Here is a 19422-nt window from a genome sequence, read left to right as displayed (position 1 = left end):
TGGTTTAACGGCCATTTTATTTAGGTAAGCCGAAGCGGCGGCTCGGCAAGCCCAGCTATATCGAGTTGCACTGAAAATAGCGCGCCAGCGTCAGGCTCTTGGGCAAGCTGGTCCGGGGTAAAACCTTCTTGGGCAGTGGTGATATACAGCGTTTTAAGGTCAGCGCCGGCAAACGCCGGGCAGGAGGGCTGGCTGGTAGGCAAGTCAATACGGCCAATGACTTGACCTTGTGCATTTAAGCGCACTACTTGTCCGGCGCCCCACAGGGCCAGCCATAGACAGCCTTGGCTATCCATCACGGCGCCGTCCGGGTTGCCGGTATGGTTGGAAAAATCAGCAAAAGGCACGGGGTCATCAATGGGCCAGCCCTGATCATCCAGCGCCCAGCGCATCACCATGCCGGTCGGTGTATCGGTAAAGTAAGCGGCTGCACCATCGGGTGAAAAGCATAGCGCATTGGGAATGGTAAGCCCGGTGCGTAGCTTTTCAAGCTTGCCGCGATGCAGGCGGTAGAGGCTGCCCGCATTAGGCTCGGCCTGCTTGCCCATGCTGGAAAGCCACAGGCTGCCATGGCGATCAACCCGCGCATCATTGCTGCGCGTAACGGGGTTGTCGGCTTCAAAGTCGGCAAAGTGAGTGGCTGTGCCGCTATCAGGCTCGAAGCGCGTCAATGAATGCTCACCGACCAGCAGCAGACCGCCATCGTCAAGCGGGGCGGCAAGCGAGACTTTTTGAGCCAGCAGGTAATGACCGCTCTCCGCCGTAGCGGGGGAGTGCCAGTGCAGGCGTTTGCCCAGGATATCGCACCAGTAAAGCCGCCCACTGCTGGCATGCCACTGCGGGCCTTCCCCTAGCTCGCAGCGTGAATCTACGCTAAGTTCGGCCTGCCAGGTGGAGATATTCATGCATTGGCTCCTGCTTTCCAGGCGGCGACCAGCGCCTGTGCCTGTTGGCTTACCTGAGACGCCGTTTGGCCTGGTTTGTACAGCGCGCTGCCCAGGCCTGCGCCATCCACGCCTGCCGCTTGCCAAGTAGCAAAGTTATCGATACCCACGCCGCCCACGGCATACAGCAGCGTGTCGCTAGGTAGCACGGCGCGCACCGCTTTCATGCCCTCAAGGCCTACCTGAACGGCCGGGAAAAGTTTCAGGCCCGTGGCACCTGCCTCCAGCGCATCGAACGCTTCTGAAGGTGTGACAATGCCCGGCCAGCTGGCCATACCCAGCCGATGGGTTTCTTCAATCACGCTGGGGCGGCAGTTGGGCGAGACAATCAAGCGTCCGCCAGCAGCATGCACATCACGCACCTGCGTAGGGGTGAGGACCGTACCCGCGCCAATCACCGCTTGCTCGCCAACGGCATCTACCAGGCGGCGAATGCTCTCTAACGGGTCTGGAGAGTTGAGGGGCACTTCAATCTGCGTAATGCCTGCGGCAAGCACCGCGCGAGCAATCTCAACGACTTCATCGGGCGTTACACCGCGTAAAATACCGATCAAAGGTAACGTCATAGCACAATCTCTCCATTATCCGTTAGCATCAAAAAGACGGCCTTAGTGCGGCAGCGCCTGATGGGCAAGCTTAAGGCCTGCCAATACGGCAGTATCGCCATCCAAATAGTGTGTCTGATAGCCGATAGCATTGAGCGCCATGGTGTAGCGCTGGCAAAGGGCTTGATTGCCTATCAGGGTGATCGGCTCATCGCTTGGGCGTGATTGGCAGGCACCGGATAGCTCAAGGCCGATGGCGAGCCCCGAAAGCCTGGCCGCGAGCACCGCTCCCCGTGTTTTGCCCACAGGCAGCTCGCTGTCGAGTAAATCCTGTGCGCGAAGCCCGAAAAGGCGGCTACTAAACGTTTCGGGCGCGGCATTTACTTCGCTCACCGCGTTAATAAATGCCGCGCGGCAGGCGGGATCATTTAGCGCATCGCTTCCAATCGAGTGCTTGAGAACCGACTGGGTAGCCAGCAGTTGATAGAGTTCACCCGTAAGGTAGGTGGTGAACTGAGTTACCGCACCCGAGTCCAGGGTCGCCCATTTGGAATGGGTGCCCGGCAGGCAAACAAGGCCGGAAAATTCAGGCGTATCGGCAACCAGGCCCGCAAGCTGGGTCTCTTCGCCGCGCATCACATCGAAATGCCGCGAATCGCTGCGGGTCTGGCTTAATCCGGGCAGCAGATAAACGCGTAGCTGGCTGCCTGTCAGGGTGGGCATGACGGCCCCTTGACTGAGCTGATCCAGCGGGGTGGGCACCGGTAGGTAGGCCGCTTCCTGCCAGCCTTGTCGGGCGCCCGCCATGCCGCAAACCATCACTTCTACCCCGTTGCTTGTAGGCAGCCAGGGGCTAATCAGGCGCAGCAATTCAGCTTCGTACTCGTCGGGTTTAAGCGAGAGCATGCCTTTGTCGCTGCTGCTTTGGGCAATAACGTGGCCTTGCTGATCCATCCCCCAGGCGCGCAGATTGCTCGAGCCCCAGTCAACCGCCACCCAGGCAAGCGGGCGGTTCTGCTCGTTAGTCGTCTCCGTGGCGCTAGTTTCTATGGAGTTAACTTTTGTGGAGTTAGTTTCTATGGGTTGCATGGATTACCACTCCGCAATTGAGCCATCTTCGTGGGTCCATACCGGGTTGCGCCAGCGGTGGCCGGTTTTGGCACGCTCTTCCACAAAGGCTTCGTCAATTTCGACGCCGAGGCCCGGGCCTTGGGGAATGGCGCAGAAGCCGTCGGTGATACTCAAGGCCGTTTTATCCACCAGATAATCCAGTACATCGTTGCCCTGGTTATAGTGAATGCCCATGCTTTGCTCTTGAATAAAGGCGTTGTGACTCACGGCATCCAGCTGAAGCGAGGCGGCAAGTGTCAACGGCCCCAGCGGGCAGTGGGGGGCCAGTGCAACATCATAAGCGGAGGCGAGTGCGGCAATTTTCAGCCCCTCGCTGATACCGCCGCAGTGGGAAATATCGGGCTGGATAATATCGATCATACCGTCGGCCAGCAGGTCGCGGAACTGAAAGCGGGTATGCAAGCGCTCACCGGTCGCCAGGGGATAGCCCAGCCCGCCGGCAATATCTTTCAAGCACGGCAGGTGCTCCGGTGCGACGGGTTCCTCGACAAACATGGGATGAAACGGCTCAAGCTCACGCAGTAGCGCCTTGGCCATGGGGCGGTGAACGCGGCCGTGAAAATCGATGCCGATACCCACATCAGGCCCAACGGCATCGCGCGCCTCACGAACTCGGGCCACCGCTTCATCAACCTTGCGGTGCGAGTCGACGATTTGCATTTCAGGCGTGCCGTTCATCTTGAAGGCGGTAAAGCCTTTTTCGACCAGTGCCTTGGCGCCTGCGCCTACGTCACTTGGCCGGTCGCCGCCTGTCCAGGCGTACATGCGCATCTTGTCGCGTACCGCGCCGCCTAGTAGCTGGTGGACGGGTACGCCCAGATCACGTCCCTTCAGATCCCAAAGCGCCTGGTCGATACCCGCAATGGCACTCATTAAAATAGGTCCGCCACGATAGAAACCGGCGCGGTAAAGCGTGTTCCAGAGATGTTCGATACGGTGCGGGTCCTGGCCGATCAGGTAGTCGGAAAGCTCATGCACCGCAGCTTCAACCGTAGCCGCGCGACCTTCTATTACCGGTTCGCCCCAGCCGTAGCAGCCTTCATCCGTTTCAATTTTAAGAAATAGCCAGCGTGGCGGTACTTGCCAGGTCTTCAAGCGGGTAATTTTCATGTTTAGCTGTCCTGTTAAAGCGTCATTAGCGAAATAGTTATTTATGAGTTGGTTATTGGCGAATAATTAAGTAATGGAATAGCCATCATTAACTGACAATGCCGAGATCAATAGCGGTACGCCGCAACACCTCGCGGGCAGCAGTCTCGGCGGCGTGAGCATCGCAGGCTTTAATGGCTTCCAGCACGTGGCGATGGCGCGTGAGACTGTCGTCCAGCGTTTTGATATCGTGCTGTGAGCGGTGCACCAGCGCCATGATAGAAGGGCGCAGTAAATGCCCCATTTGTCGCCAGACCAGGTTGTGGGTGGCGCGGTAAGTGGCGTCATGGAAGGCAACGTCATATTCAGCATGTTGGGCACGGGCGTCAGGGTTGCCTGCCGAGCGGCGCATGCCTTCAAAGGCCGCTTCAAGCCGGGCGATGTCCTCCGCGCTTGCCGCTTGGGCCGCTAAGCCGGCAACGGTAGGCTCGGCTGAAAAGCGAAACGCGTAAATCGCGCGTACCAGCTGAGGGTCCAGGTTGACCAGCCCCGTCATCCACTCACTCATCAATGGATCAAGCAGGTGCCATTCACCCATCTCACGTACCAGCGTGCCGCGGCCTGCCGTGCGCTCTATAAGGCCGGTAGCCGTTAAGCTGGCTAACGCATTACGCACCTGGTTGCGGCTAACGACAAAATGTCTGCCTATATCCAGCTCTTTGGGAAACAGGTCACCGGGCTGCCAGTGCCCGGCTAGCAGCGCTCTTGCAAGCAGGCGTGCCAGGTTTTCAGCCCCACCGGGGTGGGAAGGTAAGGCATCTAGCGTCATGGCATGTCTCAGTAAATGACGATCATGCCTAGAGCTTATTAAATGTCTGACATTTTAACAAGCAGACGAAAGTTGGTATGCAAAGAGCTGCAAGTGGTTAGGAACAGTTAAGATGAACCGGTGTTATGAACAGTTGTTATGAACAGCTGTTATGGACGGTCGGTCTAGACAGGGCGCTTTAAAGCGCCCGCAGTGCGTCAATATCTTTTTGGGTAGGCAAGGCGGCATAGGCGCCCGGGCGGGTAACGGCGTGCGCGCCGCAGCGGCAGGCTAACGCCACCGCCGCGTTTAGGAAGGCATGATCTTCATGCCAGCCGTGTGCAATTCCATACCGGGAGAGCTCTGCCAGCAGGCCGCCAATAAAGGCGTCGCCACCCGCTGTCGTATCGACGGCCTGTACGCTGGGCGGCGCAATGCGCTGTTCGAGGGCGGCGCTTTTGAGCACAACGTCATTCGGGCCGTCAGTAATAAGAATGACCTTTACGCCAGCATCCAGGCGCTGAGCCAGCCACGCATCCTGAGTCTGCTCGCCGCGCAGGTAGTCAAGCTCCTCAAGAGATACCTTAAGCAGCTCTGCAGTGTCTAAAAGCTGGGTCACCAAGCCCGTATCGGCCGCGGCATCTGCCCATAAGTTATGCCGCAGGTTGGCATCCACGCTAACCAGGCAGCCCGACTGCTTGGCCATTTTTGCCAGAGCAAGAGTGGTTTCGGCAATTTCTGGGTCGGTGAGGCTATTGCTGCATAGGTGAACAATGGCCGGTTTTTCAAATATCCCTTGGGGCAAATGATGAAGGCGGTAGAGCAGGTCGGCAGCCGGTGGGCGGTAGAAATCAAAGGTGCGCTCGCCCTGAGCATCACGTGAGACAAAGGCGAGCGCCGTACGGGCTGCTTTGGTCAGCACAACGCCGTGGGTATTGACGCCGTGACCATCCAGTTCGCGAATCAGAAAGTGGCCAAACGTGTCATCGCCCACCATGCCTAAAAAGCGGCTGGGTACTCCCAGACGAGCACAGGCAACCGCCACATTAGCGGGTGCGCCGCCAGCGTAGGGGGTGAAGGTTTCCTGATGATCGTGTGTATCCCCCAGGCGGCTAGAGAGCATATCGACGAGCGCTTCGCCAAAGGTAATCACAGAAATCATGGGCGTTCCTTGTTGTTATATTAGTTATTAGACGTTTGATTTTAGGTGTTGGCCTGGGTGTTAAAACACTTCTTCGTTGTGCAGCGCTTCAGCCGCGCCCAATAAACCGGTCCAGGGAGCGGTGACGACCCATATGGGGATATCAACGTTATAGGAACCCATGCGGCCTTTATTGATAAACGCGCTGCAGAGTTCGCTTTTCGGCAGCCAGTCCAGCAGGCGGGGAATGATGCCGCCACATAGATAAACCCCGCCGCGCGCGCCCATGGTCAGCGTTGCGTCGCCGCATACATCGCCCAGGATTTTTAGAAACCGCAGCAGTGTCCGGCAAGCGATTTCATCACCTTGGTTGGCGGCCTGAGTGACTTCGGCCGCGGTGGTAAAACCTGACGCTACGCCATCAAGGGCACAGTGCGCGGCATAAAGATCCACGATTCCCTGGCCGCACAGCATGCGTTCTACACTTACGCGTGAATAGTGCTTGTGCAGCTCATCAAGCAGCTTACGCTCGTAGGTGTCGGTGGGCGCAAACGTCACGTGGCCGCCTTCCGTAGGTAGCGGGATCCAGGCGTGCAGCCCAGGAAATACGCCCGCGACCCCCAATCCTGTACCCGGGCCGATCACCAAACGCGAGGCATGCGCTTGGGTGGTGCCGGCCTTTACTTCCACCAGATCCTGATCCGGCACGTGGGGAATGCCGAGCGCCTGTGCAGTAAAGTCATTAATGACCTTAAAAAGTGACAGGTTCAGCGCCTGCTGAACCTCGCTTTTTAAAAACTGCCAGTGGTTGTTGGTCATTTTGACCTGCTCGGCGTGTACCGGGCAGGCAAACGCCAAACAGGCTTCGGTGGGCGCGTTATTGCCTGTAGCGCCCACCTGGGTCAAGTAGTCTTGAACGGCTTCGACCACGCCGGGATAGTCGGCGCAGGGCAAATTGATAATCTGCTGGGGGGCCGTTTGCCCCGGGGTTACTAACGCGAAACGAGCGTTAGTTCCCCCGATATCGCCAATGAGAGCGGGTCGGCTCATTGGTCCTCCTGCTCGATTTTTTCAAGCTCGCGCGACAGCACTTCGGCTTCGAAGCCGCCAAACACACCAGCCCCTTCTTCGGCTTTGGTCGCCAGGTGGCGGAAGCCGCCAAATAGTTCACGGCCCATGCCGAAGTGACTGTGTTCAAGATTGACCTGTGCACAGGGGCGGGCATTGAACGTGGCGGCATCCACCAGCACGTTCAGCTCGCCGGTTTCGGCATCCAGGCGCACGATATCGCCATCCTGAAGCTTGGATAATGGCCCGCGATCAACCGCCTCCGGCGTTACATGAATGGCCGCAGGCACTTTGCCCGATGCGCCCGACATACGGCCATCGGTGACCAGGGCAACTTTAAAGCCCTTGTCCTGCAACACGCCCAGAAACGGCGTGAGCTTGTGAAGTTCGGGCATGCCGTTGGCTTTAGGGCCCTGGAAGCGCACCACGACGATCACATCGCGATCCAGCTGGCCGGATTCAAACGCCGCTTTGACCTGGTTTTGGTCATCAAATAGCTGAACCGGCGCTTCCACAATGCGGTGGGCCTGCTTGACGGCGGAAATCTTGATCACGCCCCGACCCAGGTTGCCGTCCAGTACGGTAAGCCCGCCGGTGGGTGAGAAGGGATTGCTGACCGGGCGGAGTACCTCTGAATCAAGGCTTGATTCAGGCCCTTCGCGCCAGGTGAGCTTGCCGTCTTCAAGGAAAGGCTCCTGGGTGTAGGCGCTCATGTCGGTGCCAAACACCGTGGGGATGTCGCCATGCATAAGCCCGGCTTGAAGCAGCTCGCGAATCAGCAGGCTCATGCCGCCGGCCGCCTGGAAGTGGTTCACATCCGCCTGGCCGTTGGGGTAGATACGCGTCATGCTGGGCACTACCGCTGAAAGCTCGGTGAAGTCATCCCAGTTGATGGTAATACCCGCCGCCGCCGCCATGGCGACCAGGTGCAACGTATGGTTGGTAGAGCCGCCGGAGGCCAGCAGGCCGACCATGGCATTGACGATGGCACGTTCGTCGATCTGCTTGTAGAACGGGCGATAGTTGCCGCTCTGCTCGGTATTGCGAATCGCCTGCTCGGTGGCGTAGCGGGTGAGTGCTTCACGCAAAGGTGTGCCGGGGTTAACAAACGACGCGCCGGGCAGGTGCAGGCCCATCATTTCCATCATCAGCTGGTTGGAGTTGGCGGTGCCATAGAAGGTGCAGGTGCCAGGGCTGTGGTACGACTGGGATTCGGCTTCCAGCAGTTCGTCACGGCCAACCTTGCCTTCCGCATAGAGCTGGCGCACCCGGGCTTTTTCATCGTTGGGCAGGCCGGTCGTCATCGGCCCGCCAGGCACAAAGATGGCCGGTAGATGGCCAAAGCGCGCGGCACCAATAAATAGCCCAGGCACGATCTTGTCGCAGATCCCCAGATACAGCGTCGCATCGAACATGTTGTGGGAAAGCGCGACGGCTGTTGCCATGGCAATCACATCGCGGGAGAAAAGCGATAGCTCCATGCCGGGCTGGCCCTGGGTCACGCCGTCGCACATGGCGGGCACGCCGCCGGCAAACTGGGCGGTTGAACCCATGCCACGTGCGGCTTCTTTAATAACCGCGGGGTAATCTTCAAAGGGCCGATGGGCTGACAGCATATCGTTATACGACGATACGATGCCCACGTTGGCGCTATTGGTTAACTTGAGGCGGCCTTTATCGGTAGGTACGTCACAACCGGCAAAGCCGTGCGCCAGGTTTCCGCAGGAAAGCTCACCACGGTGCACGCCTTGCTTATGCTGGTCGGCCATATGCGCTTCGTAAAGCGCACGCCGCTGCCGGGAACGCTCGCGTATACGTTGAGTAACCTCGGCGACGGTGGTATTTAACGTAGCAGGTGTTGGGCTCGGCATAAGGACCTCTGCATGATAGAAACTGCACGATTTGTGTAGTTATTTTACATACTAATACGCGAAATTAAGAGTTTTAAAAGCGTAACAGAACCAATTGCGTAGTTTTATTACTCTATGTTGATAGAAGCGGTTGATAAAAACGGTTGGTAAAAAAACGTCTTGCTCAATAAAAGCTAACCACGTGCAGTGCACTTCACGTGGTTAGCCCAGCGTAGGCCTCTGAATGAAACCTAGTATAGCGTATGCCGGTGCTCTCTCAGGCAATGCCGCCCCGTAAGGCTATCGGCTCTCCACTTCGTCGCGTTTGATCTTGAAGAACATTGCATAAAACGTGGGAACGGCAATCAAGGTCAATATAGAGGCAAACAGCAAACCGCCCATGATGGTTACGGCCATGCTGTTGAAGAATGCATCCCATAAAAGCGGAATCATGCCCAGTATCGTCGTGCCCGCGGCCAGAAAGACCGGCCTCAAACGGCTGATGCTGGCATCCACCAGAGCGGTAAAGCGCGCGGTGCCAGAGCGTATCTGTTCATCAATCTCGTCCACCAGGACGATGGCGTTTTTCATCAGCATGCCCGAAAGGCTCAGCATGCCGAGCAATGCGGTAAATGAGAAGGGCAGGCCGGTGATTAAAAGCCCAATCACCACCCCGCACACTGACATGGGCACCACCAGCCATACGATCAACGGCTGCCTAAGCTTGCCAAACAGCAGAATCGAGGTAAGTACCATGATCAAAAAGCTCACCGGAAGCTGCTCGCCCAACGACGCCTGGGCATCGCCCGAGTTCTCGTGCTCGCCACCCCACTCAAGCGTATAGCCGGGCGGCAGTTCGATAGCCTCGATTTCCGAGCGCACGGCATCAAATGCCTGGGCGGCGGTATAGCCCTTGTCGGGCTCGGCGCCGACTGTCAGGGTTCGCACGCGGTTGCGCCGCTCAATCAGCGCTTCCTCTGCGCGTATTTCAAAATCGTCGACCACCTGGGTGATCGGCACGAACTGCTGCTGTGCCTCGCTGTAGATCTGGCGGTCGCGTAAAAGCGCCACATCATCACGCTCGGCCTGGGGGGCGCGTGCGATGATCGGAATCAAGTGCTCGCCTTCGCGGTAGGTGCCCGCGCGAATGCCGGAGGAGGCGAACTGCAGTGTCTGGGCGATATCTTCGCGGGTAACGCCGGCAATCCGCGCGCGCTGCTCGTTGATGATCGGCGCCACGACCAACTCCTGCTGGCGCCAGTCGATACGTTCATCGATCAACAGCGGGTTGGCCGCCATGCGCCGGCGGGCCTCGTTACCCAGCTCACGCAACACCTCGGCCGAGGGGCCTTGAAAGCGTGCTTCGATATCCGCGCCGTCGCCGGGGCCAAACTGTAGCCGCTGAGTGCGTACCTGGGCGTTGGGATAGCGCTCGTTGAGTTCCTTGTAGAACTCCCGGTCGAGCGCATCGATGGCATCAAGCTCGTTGGTGCGAATGATGAACTGCGCGTAGCCGGTATTGGGCTGCTCCGGGGAGTAGGTAAGCATGAAGCGCGTCGCCCCCCGGCCCACGAAGCTTGCCACGGACACCACATCCTCGTGTTCGAGAATATATGCCTCGATCTCGCCAACATCACGAATCGTCGCGCGGATATCCGTGCCCTGGGGCAACTCGTAATTGATGAAGAAAAGCGGCGTACTGGAGTCTGGAAAGAACGACTGCGGCACCAATGTGAATGCCCACATGCACACCCCGGTGAGTACCACCAGGGCCGTCACGGTGATAATGCGCAGTTTAAGCGCCGCTAGCAGCAGCATCCGGTAGGTGCGATAGACAATCCCGCCGTAGCCGCGGTCTTCGTTGTCTTCGTCGCGCTGTTCGCTGCTTTCCTCGCCTTGCTCTTGCTCTTGCTCTTCGTCTTCCTCTTCACCTTTCTTGCGCAGCAGAAAGTAGCCAAACAGTGGGGTCACGGTCAGTGCCAGCAGCCAGCTCAGCATTAATGAAACGAGAATGACGATAAACAGGGAGAACATGAACTCCCCGGTCACATCGCTTGAGAGGCCAATGCCGGCGAAGGCCATGATGCCGATCAGCGTGGCGCCCAATAGCGGTATCTGAGTACGTTTGGCGGCAGCGCTTGCCGCGCGCTTGGCCTTCATGCCGCGCTTGATATTGGTGACCATGCCTTCGGCCACCACGATGGAGTTATCCACCAGCATGCCCATGGCGATAATCAGCGCGCCCAGCGATATGCGCTCCATCTCGATATTGAAAATACCCATGACAAACAGCGTGCCCAGCACGGTCAGCAGCAGCGTACTGCCGACCACTACGCCGACCTTCCAGCCCATGACCAGACACAACACCGCGATCACGATGGTCACCGACATGGCCAAGTTGATCAGAAAGTCGTTGATGGCGTCGTTGACCACGTTGTGCTGCTCGTAAAGCGGATGCAGCTCCACGCCCAGAGGAATCCTGCTTTGCAGCTGCTCCATGCGTGCTTCAACCGCCTCGCCGATTTCGATGATGTTTTCAGTGGCGATACCGGCGATGCCCAGAGTAAAGGCGGGCTCGCCGTTATAGTGCATGATGTGGTCGGGAATATCGGACGGCTGACGGTAAATCGTCGCGATATCGGCAAGCGCGACCTGCTCAGTGGTGCCGGGGCGGCCGATGCGGATGGATTCCAGAAGCGTCGTGCTATCGATATTGGAACGCGCCACCAGGCGCACCTGTCGATCGCCCGTTCTGAGCGTGCCGGCATCTTCCACGGCGTTCTCGGTCTGGATGGTGTTGATGACCTGATCGATGGGAATGCCCAGCGTCGTCAGCCGCTCATTGGAGATATCGATGTAGATGCTCTCTTCGCGCTCGCCGGCGGTGGTCACCCGGGCTACTCCCGGTACGGCCAGTATTTCGCGCTGAAGAAAGGTCGAGATATCGCGTACTTCCCGGGCGGAGAATCCTTCGGCCGTGACGGCGTAAAACAGTCCGTATACCTCGCCAAAGTCGTCGTTCACCTGAGATGCAAGGGCCCCCTGAGGCAAGTCAGACTGGGCATCGTTGACCTTGCTGCGTAGCTCGTCCCAGATCTGCGGCAGTTGGTCGCTGCCGTAATTGTCCTGGATCTCGACCTGAATCTCCGAGCGGCCCGGCAGCGATTTGGAGTCGAGCACGTCGAGCTGCTCCATCTCTTGAATCGCGCGCTCCAAGCGCTCGGTAACCTCTTCTTCTACCTCTTCGGCGGTTGCGCCAGGGTAGGGGGTATTAATGATGGCGTAAGGAATGGTAAAGGAGGGGTCTTCAAGCTTGCCAACGGTATTGAATCCCCAGATGCCGCCCAGCAGGCAGATCACCACAATCAGCCACGTATTGATCGGTTTCTCGATCGAACGTTTTGCAATATCCATGCGGCCCCCTTAAAGCGCGGCGTCGAGCGGTTTGACCTGCATGCCATCGCGCAGCAGATGAACGCCGGTGGCCACCACTCTTGAGCCAGCCTCAAGGCCTGCGGTAATCATTACCTGGTCGTCGACCATCTCGCCCACGCTGACGCGCTGCGGTGCCACCGTGCCTTCGTCTGGATCAAACACCCATACCCGAAACTCGCCGTCTGCGTCGTTATCCAGGGCGCTGCTGGGCAGGGTGATCAAAGGGCTATCGATCTGTGCTTCCGGTTGGATGTAGACCGTGGCGGTAGTGCCGGGCAGGGCAATAATGCCATTACCCACCGGGGCGAACTCGACCTCGAACGTCTGGGCAACGTCATCGGGCTCGGTGACGTGCTCGCGGTACTCAAGCGGAATGCGTTGGCCCGGGAGGGTGGCAATCTCCGCCTCGGCGCTGAAGTGTCGGCCGTTCTCCAGGTGCTGCATCAATGCCTGGGGCACATTGAAGCGAATGCGCAGTTCTGAAACATCCTGAATGCGCACGACTTCGGTGTTGGGTGGGACAGTGGTGTATTTCTCGACCAGACGACGAGCGATCAGCGCATCAAACGGGGCGTGAAGTGTGGTGTAGGCGAGTTCCTGGCGAGCGCTGTCGAGCTGGGTTTCGGCGCGCTCGGCCTCGGCAATGGCGGCATCGAGCGCTGCCTGGGAAACCGCCCCCTGAGCGCGTAGGTTACGCTGGCGGTTCAGGTTGCGCCGGGCCTGCTCATACTCGGCTTCAGCGGCGCGCACCTGTAGTGCGTAGTCGGTCTGGTCCAATTGGGCGATCAGCTCACCCTGGGGTATTACCGCCCCCTGTACGGCGGGAAACTCGGTGATCCGTCCGCCGACCTGAAAGGCGTAGTTTACCGTGCTTCGGGCATCGACCCGGCCCACGAAACGGCGTCCAGGGTAAACCGCTTGCTGGCTTGCCTCTACTAGCTTGACTACCTGTGCGGGGCGCTCTTGCTGCTCTTCGTCGTCACCGCAGCCGGCCATTATCAACGGTGCAATAAGTAAAAAGATCCCTAAAAAAACCGGCTTCATGCGCTGCCTCCCTGCAAGCGGTTAACATGTCCCAATGGTGTTATTACGTCAGCCACCTACTATAGTTGTTGGCTGAAAAAAGGCGAACAGTCGTTTAAATTTTTAATTGAGAGTAACACTTAAGCGAAATCAATAAAGGCGCACAGGTAAGCCAATAAAAAGCAAGGAGAATTAATGAAGAAGGGATGCACAAGAAGCCGTTGGACGGGCATCGCGCTGGCGCTACTTCTCAGTGGCTGTGCGGTGGGGCCGGACTACCAGGCGCCAGAACTCGAGCTACCTGAAACCTGGCCTGAGCATATCGAGCTTAGCCAAACCGAGCGCATGGATTGGCGCAACTGGTGGCGCCAATTCGATGACCCGGCGCTCACCGCGCTTGTGGAGCGCGCCACCCAGGATAATCTGGAGCTTGCCGTTCAGCTGGCGCGAATTCAGGAGGCGCGCGCCCAGCTCGGCTTTGCCGATGCCGAACTGTTCCCAAGCGTGGGGTATCAGCTGGAGGCCAACCGCGAGCGCACGCCCGGTGCCTCCATTCCGATCGACATCGAGCCGGTGCAGGATCTGATCACCTCGACCAGTAATCAGTTTTCTCTGGCAGGAAGCCTTGAGTACGAGTTTGACCTATGGGGGCGGCTTGCCCGTCAGCGCGAAGCGGCGCTGGCCACGTTCAGCGAAAGTCTGTTTGCCCGGGACGCCGCCGAAATCGGGGTGATTGCCGATGTGGTCACCACCTATTTTGACCTCAAGAGCGCCCAGTACCAGCAGGATATTCTGGAGCAGACCGAAGCCACCTACGAAGAAACCTACCGCCTGCAGAAGCTGCGTTATGACGTGGGCGATATCAGCGAGCTTGCTTTTCGTCAGGCCGAGGCCGAGTGGCGAGGCGTGCGTACCGAGCTTCCCCAAGTGAAACAGCAGGTGGAAACCCTGAAAGGGGCGCTGGCGATTCTGGTGGGGCTCACCCCACGTGAACTGATGAGCGAGCTCGATTACGGCGATACGCATCTGGTGGAAATTGCCGAACCCCAGCGGCTACCGCGCCTTCTGCCCTCGGAACTGATTCAGCGCCGTCCGGACATTCGCTCCGCCGAAGCCACGCTGATCGCTGCCAATGCCGGGGTGGGCGTGGCTGAAGCCGCCCGGCTTCCCTCGATCAACCTCAACGCCTCCATTGCCAGCGTGGCCGCCGATACCAGCGACCTGTTCACCGACAACGCACGCGCCTGGGGCCTCGGGGCATCGATTGTCGGCCCGCTTCTGGATTTCGGCCGCAGCCGCGCCAATGTGGAGATTGCGCGATCCCAAGTGGAGCAAGCCGATGCCCAGTACCGGCTGACCGTACTCACCGCTTTTAACGAAGTGCGCGATGCGTTGAACAATTTCGAGCTGACCGATCAGCGTGTCGATGCGGTGGACGCGCAGCTTGCCGCGGTCTCGCGCGCCCGTGATCTGGCGGTGCTGATGCATGACCAGGGCCAGACCAGCATGCTCGAACGTCTGGATGCCGAACGCTCGCTGCTCTCAGCCAAGCTTGACCGCGCCGAGGTGCAAAGCGAGCGCCTGACCGCCGTGGCCACGCTGTTCAAGGCGCTGGGTGGGGGCTGGAAGGAAAGCACCTCAACCGCCGGAGAAGAGACGATCTAACCGCCCCTCGCATGGCTTGCCTCAGTGAAAGAGCCACCCGCCATGGCGCAAGTTTTGATACTATTTGCGCCTTTCGTCGCGGTTGACCTTTATCCTGCCCTGGAGCCTGCCATGCATTCCCTTATTGCCCAGATACAACCTGTCGATTGCGCTGCTGGCGACAGGGCGCGGGCTTATCTGGACACGCTTACCAAACCACCGGGAAGCTTGGGGATGCTGGAGCAATTGGCTATTCAGCTTAGCGAAATCAGCGGTGAGCTTGCGCCTTCTATAACACCACCCGCCGTGATTGTATTTGCCGCTGACCATGGAGTCGCCGCTGAAGGCGTCTCCGCATTTCCTCAAGCCGTTACGGCGCAAATGGTGGCTAACTTCGCCAATGGTGGGGCAGCCATCAATGTGTTTGCGCGCCAGATCAATGCGCACTTGGAAGTGGTGGATGTGGGGGTGGTCAGCGACGTTGAGGCCCCTGGTGTGGTCGTTGATAAGATACGCCGCGCCTCGGGAAATATCGCGATCGAAAACGCCATGCTTCCCGAGCAAGCCGAGGCTGCGATTGAGGTGGGCATTAATGCCGTAACGCGTGCGCAAAAAGTCGGCTGTCGCAGTGTGATTGTAGGCGAAATGGGCATTGCCAATACCACTGCCAGCAGCGCCATGCTGGCGGCCTTCACCGGCACGCCGGTCGCGCAGGTAGTGGGTGCGGGCACGGGGCTTGATAGCCAGCAGCAAACGCATAAAGTCGATGTCATTCAGCGCGCATTAGCAGCGCGCGTATACCTAGCTGATGAGCCGTTAAGCGTATTGGCCGCGTTGGGCGGGCTTGAAATTGCCGCCATGGCGGGCGCTTACCTGGCCGCTGCCGCGTACCGCCTACCTGCCGTGGTGGATGGCTTTATTGCCACGGTGGCGGCACTCACTGCTTGCCGTCTTTGCCCTGCGGTGCGTGGCTATCTGGTGTTCGGCCATCGTTCAGAAGAGCCGGGCCACGGGGTGGCGTTAGGCGCGCTTGAAGCAACCCCGCTGCTTGCTTTGGGCATGCGCCTGGGCGAGGGCAGTGGCGCCGCGCTGGCATTCCCGTTGCTTCAGGCCGCCACCGCCATGATGGCTGAGATGGCGACGTTCACCTCAGCAGGTATCGCGGACAAAGCGCCGTGACCCTTATGCTGCTTATCACGCTCGCCATTGGCTTGGATTTACTCATAGGCGACCCACGCTCTTTACCGCATCCCGTTGTTGTCATCGGCCGCATGATCAGCTTTTTGGAAAAGCGCTGGAACCAGGGCACGCCCATCCAGCGAAAGCGGCGGGGCTTTCTGCTCACCGCGACGGTGGTGATGAGCGTATTGGGAATAAGCTGGGCAGTGCTTGCGCTGTTGAAAGCCATCCATCCCTGGCTTGGGTTGGCCGCAGAGCTTTGGCTGCTGACCACTACCCTTGCCATTAAAGGGTTGGCGGATGCGGGGCGTGCCGTTGCAGCACCGCTTATGCGAGGTGATTTGCCAGGCGCACGCCAGGCGCTTTCCATGATAGTGGGGCGCGATACGGCAAAGCTTGATGAAGCGGAAATTACCCGCGGTACGGTGGAAACCGTGGCAGAAAACACGGTGGATGGCATCACCGCACCGCTGCTTTTTGCCATGCTGGGTGGCGCGCCTTTAGCGCTGGCTTATAAGGCGATCAATACGCTTGACTCAATGGTCGGGTATCGTAACGAGCGCTATGAAAACTTCGGCTTTGCGTCGGCCAAGCTAGACGATATCGCCAACTGGCTGCCCGCCCGGTTAACGGCGGGTTGCCTTTGGGTGGGTGGCGTTGTATTGACTGCAGTAACAAACAAGCCGCTGCATTGGCGGGGCGCGCTGCGTGCTACCTGCCATGAAGCGCCGCACCATCCAAGCCCCAATGCCGGTTGGCCGGAAGCCATGGTGGCTCGGCTACTGGGCGTGCAGCTGGGCGGTATTAACACCTATCAGGGAATTGTCTCGCGCCGCGCGCCGCTCGGCGAACCTTTAGAGCCGCTTAACGTAACGCATATTAATATCACCATTGCGCTAATGCATATGGCTTGGCTGCTGTTCCTGGGGCTGATGTGGATATGGATATTGCTGATGCATGCAGTGTGAATATTATGTGTGTGAGTGATAAACCGCCGCGTATCACAAGCGCAGGGAGGCGGCGAAATCTCTTCATACCTGTTGGCGACGCGTTATAGTGCACTTTTTTCGAGCAGAGCCTAATAATGCTTTGCGAAAGCGTGGGCTTGCCAGTAACGTATTTTGAACGGCGGTTGCGCAACGGCATGCTTATTCGCCATCCCCATCGTGTTTCCGGTTTAAGCAGTGGCCGGGTGCGTATTGCGCTGTGTGATACAGGTTTAATCCATTGACTATTAACGGTGCTGAATGATTGTGTTTGTTAGTGGCGGTGCACGCTCCGGAAAAAGCGAGGTGGCCGAGCTGCACGTAAAACAGGCTGCCAGCGGGGGTAGCTGCTACTACATAGCCACCGCCGAGATTTATGACGCTGAAATGGCCGCCCGTGCAGCACGCCATCAATGCGCTCGGGATGCCCGCTGGATCACGCTTGAGGCACCGCTGGCCATTGACCAGGCAATTGCGCAGGTACCTGACGGTGCCGCCGTATTGCTGGACTGCTTGACGCTCTGGGCAAGCCAGGTTCTGTACGCCAGTGAGCTAACCGAATCCCAAGGCAAGATGCTTTTAGCAAAAAGCATGCATGATGCGCGGGCTCGCGGATTACAGCTGGTGCTGGTGTCCAATGACATTAACGAAGGCTTACCTGCTTGTGACCCGGAAACCTGGGGCTATGTGGCCTTTTTGCAGTCGCTGCATTGTTGGCTTGCCGCTGAGGCTGACTCAGTCCTTGAAGTAGTCGCAGGCCGTGTCATCGAATGGAAGCCCAAGGCAACCGCATGCTGAAGAGTGCGCTTTACGGGTGCGTTCTGGCGCTTCAGTTTTTAACCCGGTTGCCGCTACCCATTGCCTGCCCGTGGAACTCTGAAACCCGCCGTTGGGCCATCCGTGCCTATCCCCTTGTTGGACTTTTTCTGGGCTGCCTATTGGCGTTGCTGGCGCTATTAATGCATAACGCACCCGCGCCGATTACGGCGCTTGCGCTACTCAGCCTGTGGGTAGGCTTAAGTGGTGGCTTACACCTTGACGGGGTAATGGATTTAGCCGACGCGCTGGGCAGCAACCAGCCGCTGGCGCGCCGCTGGGAAATCATGAAAGACCCTCAGATTGGCAGCTTCGGCATATTAGCGCTGCTTTTCTTGTTAGCCTGGAAGGGCGTGTTGCTGTGGGCGCTGCTGAGCTATAACGCGCCGCTCTGGTGGCTGATCGTTTTACCTGCCCTAGGCCGTTGGGGGGGGGCAGCGCTGTTGATATTAACGCCCTGCGCGCAGTCGAAAGGGCTGGCTTGGGCCTGGAAACAATCGCTTGGCGTGCGTGACGTATGGCTTTCACTGGTGCCTTTGTTGGTGTTGGCGCTTTTTTACCCAGGCATCATTGCAATGCTGATAGCCACTGGCGTACTGGTGGGCGGCTGCCGGTGGGCGCTGGTAAAACTGTTTCAGGGTATTAACGGTGATATGGTGGGCGCTACGATTGAAGGAGTAGAACTATGGCTGATGGGATTAATGTGGAGCTGGTGGTGGTTCGCCATGGCATCACCGCCTGGAATGTAGAGCGCCGCTATCAGGGGCAGCGTGATATCCCACTGCTCTTTCCCGAGGCCGAAGAAGGGCTTTTAGCACTACGTGCAGGGTTGGCCGATGAGCAGTTTGATGCGATCTACTCAAGCGATCTTCATCGCTGCCAGCAAACCCTTGAGTGGGTGCAAGCGGCCAAGCCGAGCGTACCGTTAAGCTTAGAACCCCGCTTGCGGGAGCTGCATTTTGGCGAGTATGAAGGCAAAGTATACGACGAGTTAAAAGACCTGCCGCATTATCGCGCCTGGATCGATAGCGTAGGTGAGCTGCAGATCCCCGGCGGGGAGTCAGCGGCACAGTTACGTGAACGCCTGGATCTATGGCTTGCCGATGTGGCAGCGGATGCCCTGGCAAACGGGTATCGCAAAGTTCTCGCCGTGACCCACGGTGGGGTTATTCGCGAGCTGCGCCGACGTTTTGAAGCCATCGATTTTTGGGAGGGTACCGTACTTCAAGCCCAGGGACGACGCTGGGAATTGACGTATCAACCGGACGTTAATGGGCAAGGAGAGTGGCTATGCAAGTGTTCATCGGTGGTGCCTGTTCCGGTAAGCGAAGTGTTGTAAAAAAGCGCTTTCCAAGTGCCGTATGGTGGCGGCTGTCACCCGGCCAGCGGTTACGCGAATGTGGAGGCATAATGCTACCCGGCACGCCGCTGGTAGTGCACGGCGTACTGGGTTGGCTAACGGCGACCATTGAATCGGATGTAGGTAGCGACGATTGGCGCGCGCAATGGTGCGATGATCTAAACGAGCTTCAGCAGTCCGCGCAAGCGAACCACATTACCCTGGTAATGATCGTTAAAGAGGTCGGGCGCGGCATAGTGCCCATGGAGCGCCAGCAGCGCCGCTTACGCGATTTGAACGGCTGGTTTTGCCAGGACGCCGCTGAGCGTGCCGAACACGTTTGGTATGTGCGCCATGGCTTGGTGCAGGCGTTAGATAAGTAGTGCTATGTATTTATAAATTCAAATCTTTTAGTTTTTTGTAA

At 58.4% G+C, this 19422-nt stretch carries 17 protein-coding genes; 7 read left to right on the top strand and 10 right to left on the bottom strand.

Annotation, left to right across the window (positions count from 1 at the left end):
• Positions 1-20: 20 nt before the first annotated feature.
• The 10 genes from D467_RS0110225 to D467_RS0110180 form a co-directional block, all read right to left on the bottom strand.
• Positions 21-905: an SMP-30/gluconolactonase/LRE family protein gene (locus D467_RS0110225; RefSeq protein ID WP_018917425.1), complete on the bottom strand. Its 885-nt coding sequence runs from the start codon at positions 903-905 to the stop codon at positions 21-23.
• Positions 902-1510, bottom strand: a complete 609-nt coding sequence (locus D467_RS0110220) for a 2-dehydro-3-deoxy-6-phosphogalactonate aldolase (RefSeq protein WP_018917424.1) — start codon at positions 1508-1510, stop codon at positions 902-904. The genes D467_RS0110225 and D467_RS0110220 overlap by 4 nt, the downstream gene beginning before the upstream one ends.
• 42 nt (positions 1511-1552) lie before the next feature.
• Positions 1553-2578 carry a 2-dehydro-3-deoxygalactonokinase gene (locus D467_RS0110215; RefSeq protein WP_018917423.1) on the bottom strand — a complete coding sequence of 342 codons (1026 nt, stop codon included), beginning with the start codon at positions 2576-2578 and terminating at the stop codon, positions 1553-1555.
• Between the two features lie 3 nt (positions 2579-2581).
• Entirely contained in the window at positions 2582-3730 is a 1149-nt protein-coding gene (dgoD, locus tag D467_RS0110210) for a galactonate dehydratase (RefSeq protein WP_018917422.1), read from the bottom strand.
• An 88-nt stretch (positions 3731-3818) separates the two neighbouring features.
• Complete coding sequence (locus D467_RS0110205) at positions 3819-4538, bottom strand: FadR/GntR family transcriptional regulator (protein WP_018917421.1); 720 nt, start codon at positions 4536-4538, stop codon at positions 3819-3821.
• Between the two features lie 178 nt (positions 4539-4716).
• On the bottom strand, positions 4717-5679 hold the full coding sequence (locus D467_RS0110200; RefSeq protein ID WP_018917420.1) for a carbohydrate kinase family protein: 963 nt from the start codon (positions 5677-5679) through the stop codon (positions 4717-4719).
• Positions 5680-5739: 60 nt separating this feature from the next.
• The gene (glk, locus tag D467_RS0110195) at positions 5740-6708 is read right to left on the bottom strand and encodes a glucokinase (protein ID WP_018917419.1); all 969 of its coding nucleotides are present in this window, start codon (positions 6706-6708) and stop codon (positions 5740-5742) included.
• Positions 6705-8597, bottom strand: a complete 1893-nt coding sequence (gene edd, locus D467_RS0110190; RefSeq protein WP_018917418.1) for a phosphogluconate dehydratase — start codon at positions 8595-8597, stop codon at positions 6705-6707. Before edd ends, glk begins: the two co-directional genes overlap by 4 nt.
• Before the next feature lie 279 nt (positions 8598-8876).
• Positions 8877-11990 carry an efflux RND transporter permease subunit gene (locus D467_RS0110185; protein WP_018917417.1) on the bottom strand — a complete coding sequence of 1038 codons (3114 nt, stop codon included), beginning with the start codon at positions 11988-11990 and terminating at the stop codon, positions 8877-8879.
• A gap of 9 nt (positions 11991-11999) precedes the next feature.
• Positions 12000-13055, bottom strand: a complete 1056-nt coding sequence (locus D467_RS0110180) for an efflux RND transporter periplasmic adaptor subunit (protein ID WP_018917416.1) — start codon at positions 13053-13055, stop codon at positions 12000-12002.
• A gap of 174 nt (positions 13056-13229) precedes the next feature.
• Here D467_RS0110180 and D467_RS0110175 point away from each other — a divergent pair, with 174 nt between their 5' ends.
• The 7 genes from D467_RS0110175 to D467_RS0110145 all read left to right on the top strand — a co-directional run bounded on the left by D467_RS0110175 (position 13230) and on the right by D467_RS0110145 (position 19381).
• Positions 13230-14699 carry an efflux transporter outer membrane subunit gene (locus D467_RS0110175; protein ID WP_018917415.1) on the top strand — a complete coding sequence of 490 codons (1470 nt, stop codon included), beginning with the start codon at positions 13230-13232 and terminating at the stop codon, positions 14697-14699.
• Positions 14700-14810: 111 nt separating this feature from the next.
• Complete coding sequence (gene cobT / locus D467_RS0110170) at positions 14811-15857, top strand: nicotinate-nucleotide--dimethylbenzimidazole phosphoribosyltransferase (protein ID WP_026285712.1); 1047 nt, start codon at positions 14811-14813, stop codon at positions 15855-15857.
• A 5-nt stretch (positions 15858-15862) separates the two neighbouring features.
• Positions 15863-16825, top strand: a complete 963-nt coding sequence (cbiB, locus tag D467_RS0110165) for an adenosylcobinamide-phosphate synthase CbiB (RefSeq protein WP_018917413.1) — start codon at positions 15863-15865, stop codon at positions 16823-16825.
• 279 nt (positions 16826-17104) lie between these two features.
• On the top strand, positions 17105-17641 hold the full coding sequence (locus D467_RS0110160) for a bifunctional adenosylcobinamide kinase/adenosylcobinamide-phosphate guanylyltransferase (protein WP_018917412.1): 537 nt from the start codon (positions 17105-17107) through the stop codon (positions 17639-17641).
• On the top strand, positions 17638-18408 hold the full coding sequence (cobS, locus tag D467_RS0110155) for an adenosylcobinamide-GDP ribazoletransferase (RefSeq protein ID WP_026285710.1): 771 nt from the start codon (positions 17638-17640) through the stop codon (positions 18406-18408). Before D467_RS0110160 ends, cobS begins: the two co-directional genes overlap by 4 nt.
• On the top strand, positions 18345-18998 hold the full coding sequence (locus D467_RS0110150; RefSeq protein WP_018917410.1) for a histidine phosphatase family protein: 654 nt from the start codon (positions 18345-18347) through the stop codon (positions 18996-18998). Before cobS ends, D467_RS0110150 begins: the two co-directional genes overlap by 64 nt.
• Positions 18950-19381 (top strand): bifunctional adenosylcobinamide kinase/adenosylcobinamide-phosphate guanylyltransferase, encoded by a 432-nt coding sequence (locus tag D467_RS0110145; protein ID WP_026285709.1) that lies wholly within the window; start codon positions 18950-18952, stop codon positions 19379-19381. The genes D467_RS0110150 and D467_RS0110145 overlap by 49 nt, the downstream gene beginning before the upstream one ends.
• Positions 19382-19422 lie beyond the last annotated feature (41 nt).

The sequence above is a fragment of the Vreelandella zhanjiangensis DSM 21076 genome, from assembly GCF_000377665.1.
GTDB lineage: Bacteria > Pseudomonadota > Gammaproteobacteria > Pseudomonadales > Halomonadaceae > Vreelandella > Vreelandella zhanjiangensis.
The sequence above is the reverse complement of the archived record's forward strand: the minus strand, read 5'-3'. Positions and strand labels throughout refer to the sequence as shown.

What these genes read in the sequence shown, in the direction of transcription:
- D467_RS0110225 (WP_018917425.1), bottom strand. Translation starts at nt 905, where the DNA reads ATGAATATCTCCACCTGGCAGGCCGAACTTAGCGTAGATTCACGCTGC.
- D467_RS0110220 (WP_018917424.1), bottom strand. Translation starts at nt 1,510, where the DNA reads ATGACGTTACCTTTGATCGGTATTTTACGCGGTGTAACGCCCGATGAA.
- D467_RS0110215 (WP_018917423.1), bottom strand. Translation starts at nt 2,578, where the DNA reads ATGCAACCCATAGAAACTAACTCCACAAAAGTTAACTCCATAGAAACT.
- dgoD (WP_018917422.1), bottom strand. Translation starts at nt 3,730, where the DNA reads ATGAAAATTACCCGCTTGAAGACCTGGCAAGTACCGCCACGCTGGCTA.
- D467_RS0110205 (WP_018917421.1), bottom strand. Translation starts at nt 4,538, where the DNA reads ATGACGCTAGATGCCTTACCTTCCCACCCCGGTGGGGCTGAAAACCTG.
- D467_RS0110200 (WP_018917420.1), bottom strand. Translation starts at nt 5,679, where the DNA reads ATGATTTCTGTGATTACCTTTGGCGAAGCGCTCGTCGATATGCTCTCT.
- glk (WP_018917419.1), bottom strand. Translation starts at nt 6,708, where the DNA reads ATGAGCCGACCCGCTCTCATTGGCGATATCGGGGGAACTAACGCTCGT.
- edd (WP_018917418.1), bottom strand. Translation starts at nt 8,597, where the DNA reads ATGCCGAGCCCAACACCTGCTACGTTAAATACCACCGTCGCCGAGGTT.
- D467_RS0110185 (WP_018917417.1), bottom strand. Translation starts at nt 11,990, where the DNA reads ATGGATATTGCAAAACGTTCGATCGAGAAACCGATCAATACGTGGCTG.
- D467_RS0110180 (WP_018917416.1), bottom strand. Translation starts at nt 13,055, where the DNA reads ATGAAGCCGGTTTTTTTAGGGATCTTTTTACTTATTGCACCGTTGATA.
- D467_RS0110175 (WP_018917415.1), top strand. Translation starts at nt 13,230, where the DNA reads ATGAAGAAGGGATGCACAAGAAGCCGTTGGACGGGCATCGCGCTGGCG.
- cobT (WP_026285712.1), top strand. Translation starts at nt 14,811, where the DNA reads ATGCATTCCCTTATTGCCCAGATACAACCTGTCGATTGCGCTGCTGGC.
- cbiB (WP_018917413.1), top strand. Translation starts at nt 15,863, where the DNA reads ATGCTGCTTATCACGCTCGCCATTGGCTTGGATTTACTCATAGGCGAC.
- D467_RS0110160 (WP_018917412.1), top strand. Translation starts at nt 17,105, where the DNA reads ATGATTGTGTTTGTTAGTGGCGGTGCACGCTCCGGAAAAAGCGAGGTG.
- D467_RS0110150 (WP_018917410.1), top strand. Translation starts at nt 18,345, where the DNA reads ATGGCTGATGGGATTAATGTGGAGCTGGTGGTGGTTCGCCATGGCATC.
- D467_RS0110145 (WP_026285709.1), top strand. Translation starts at nt 18,950, where the DNA reads ATGCAAGTGTTCATCGGTGGTGCCTGTTCCGGTAAGCGAAGTGTTGTA.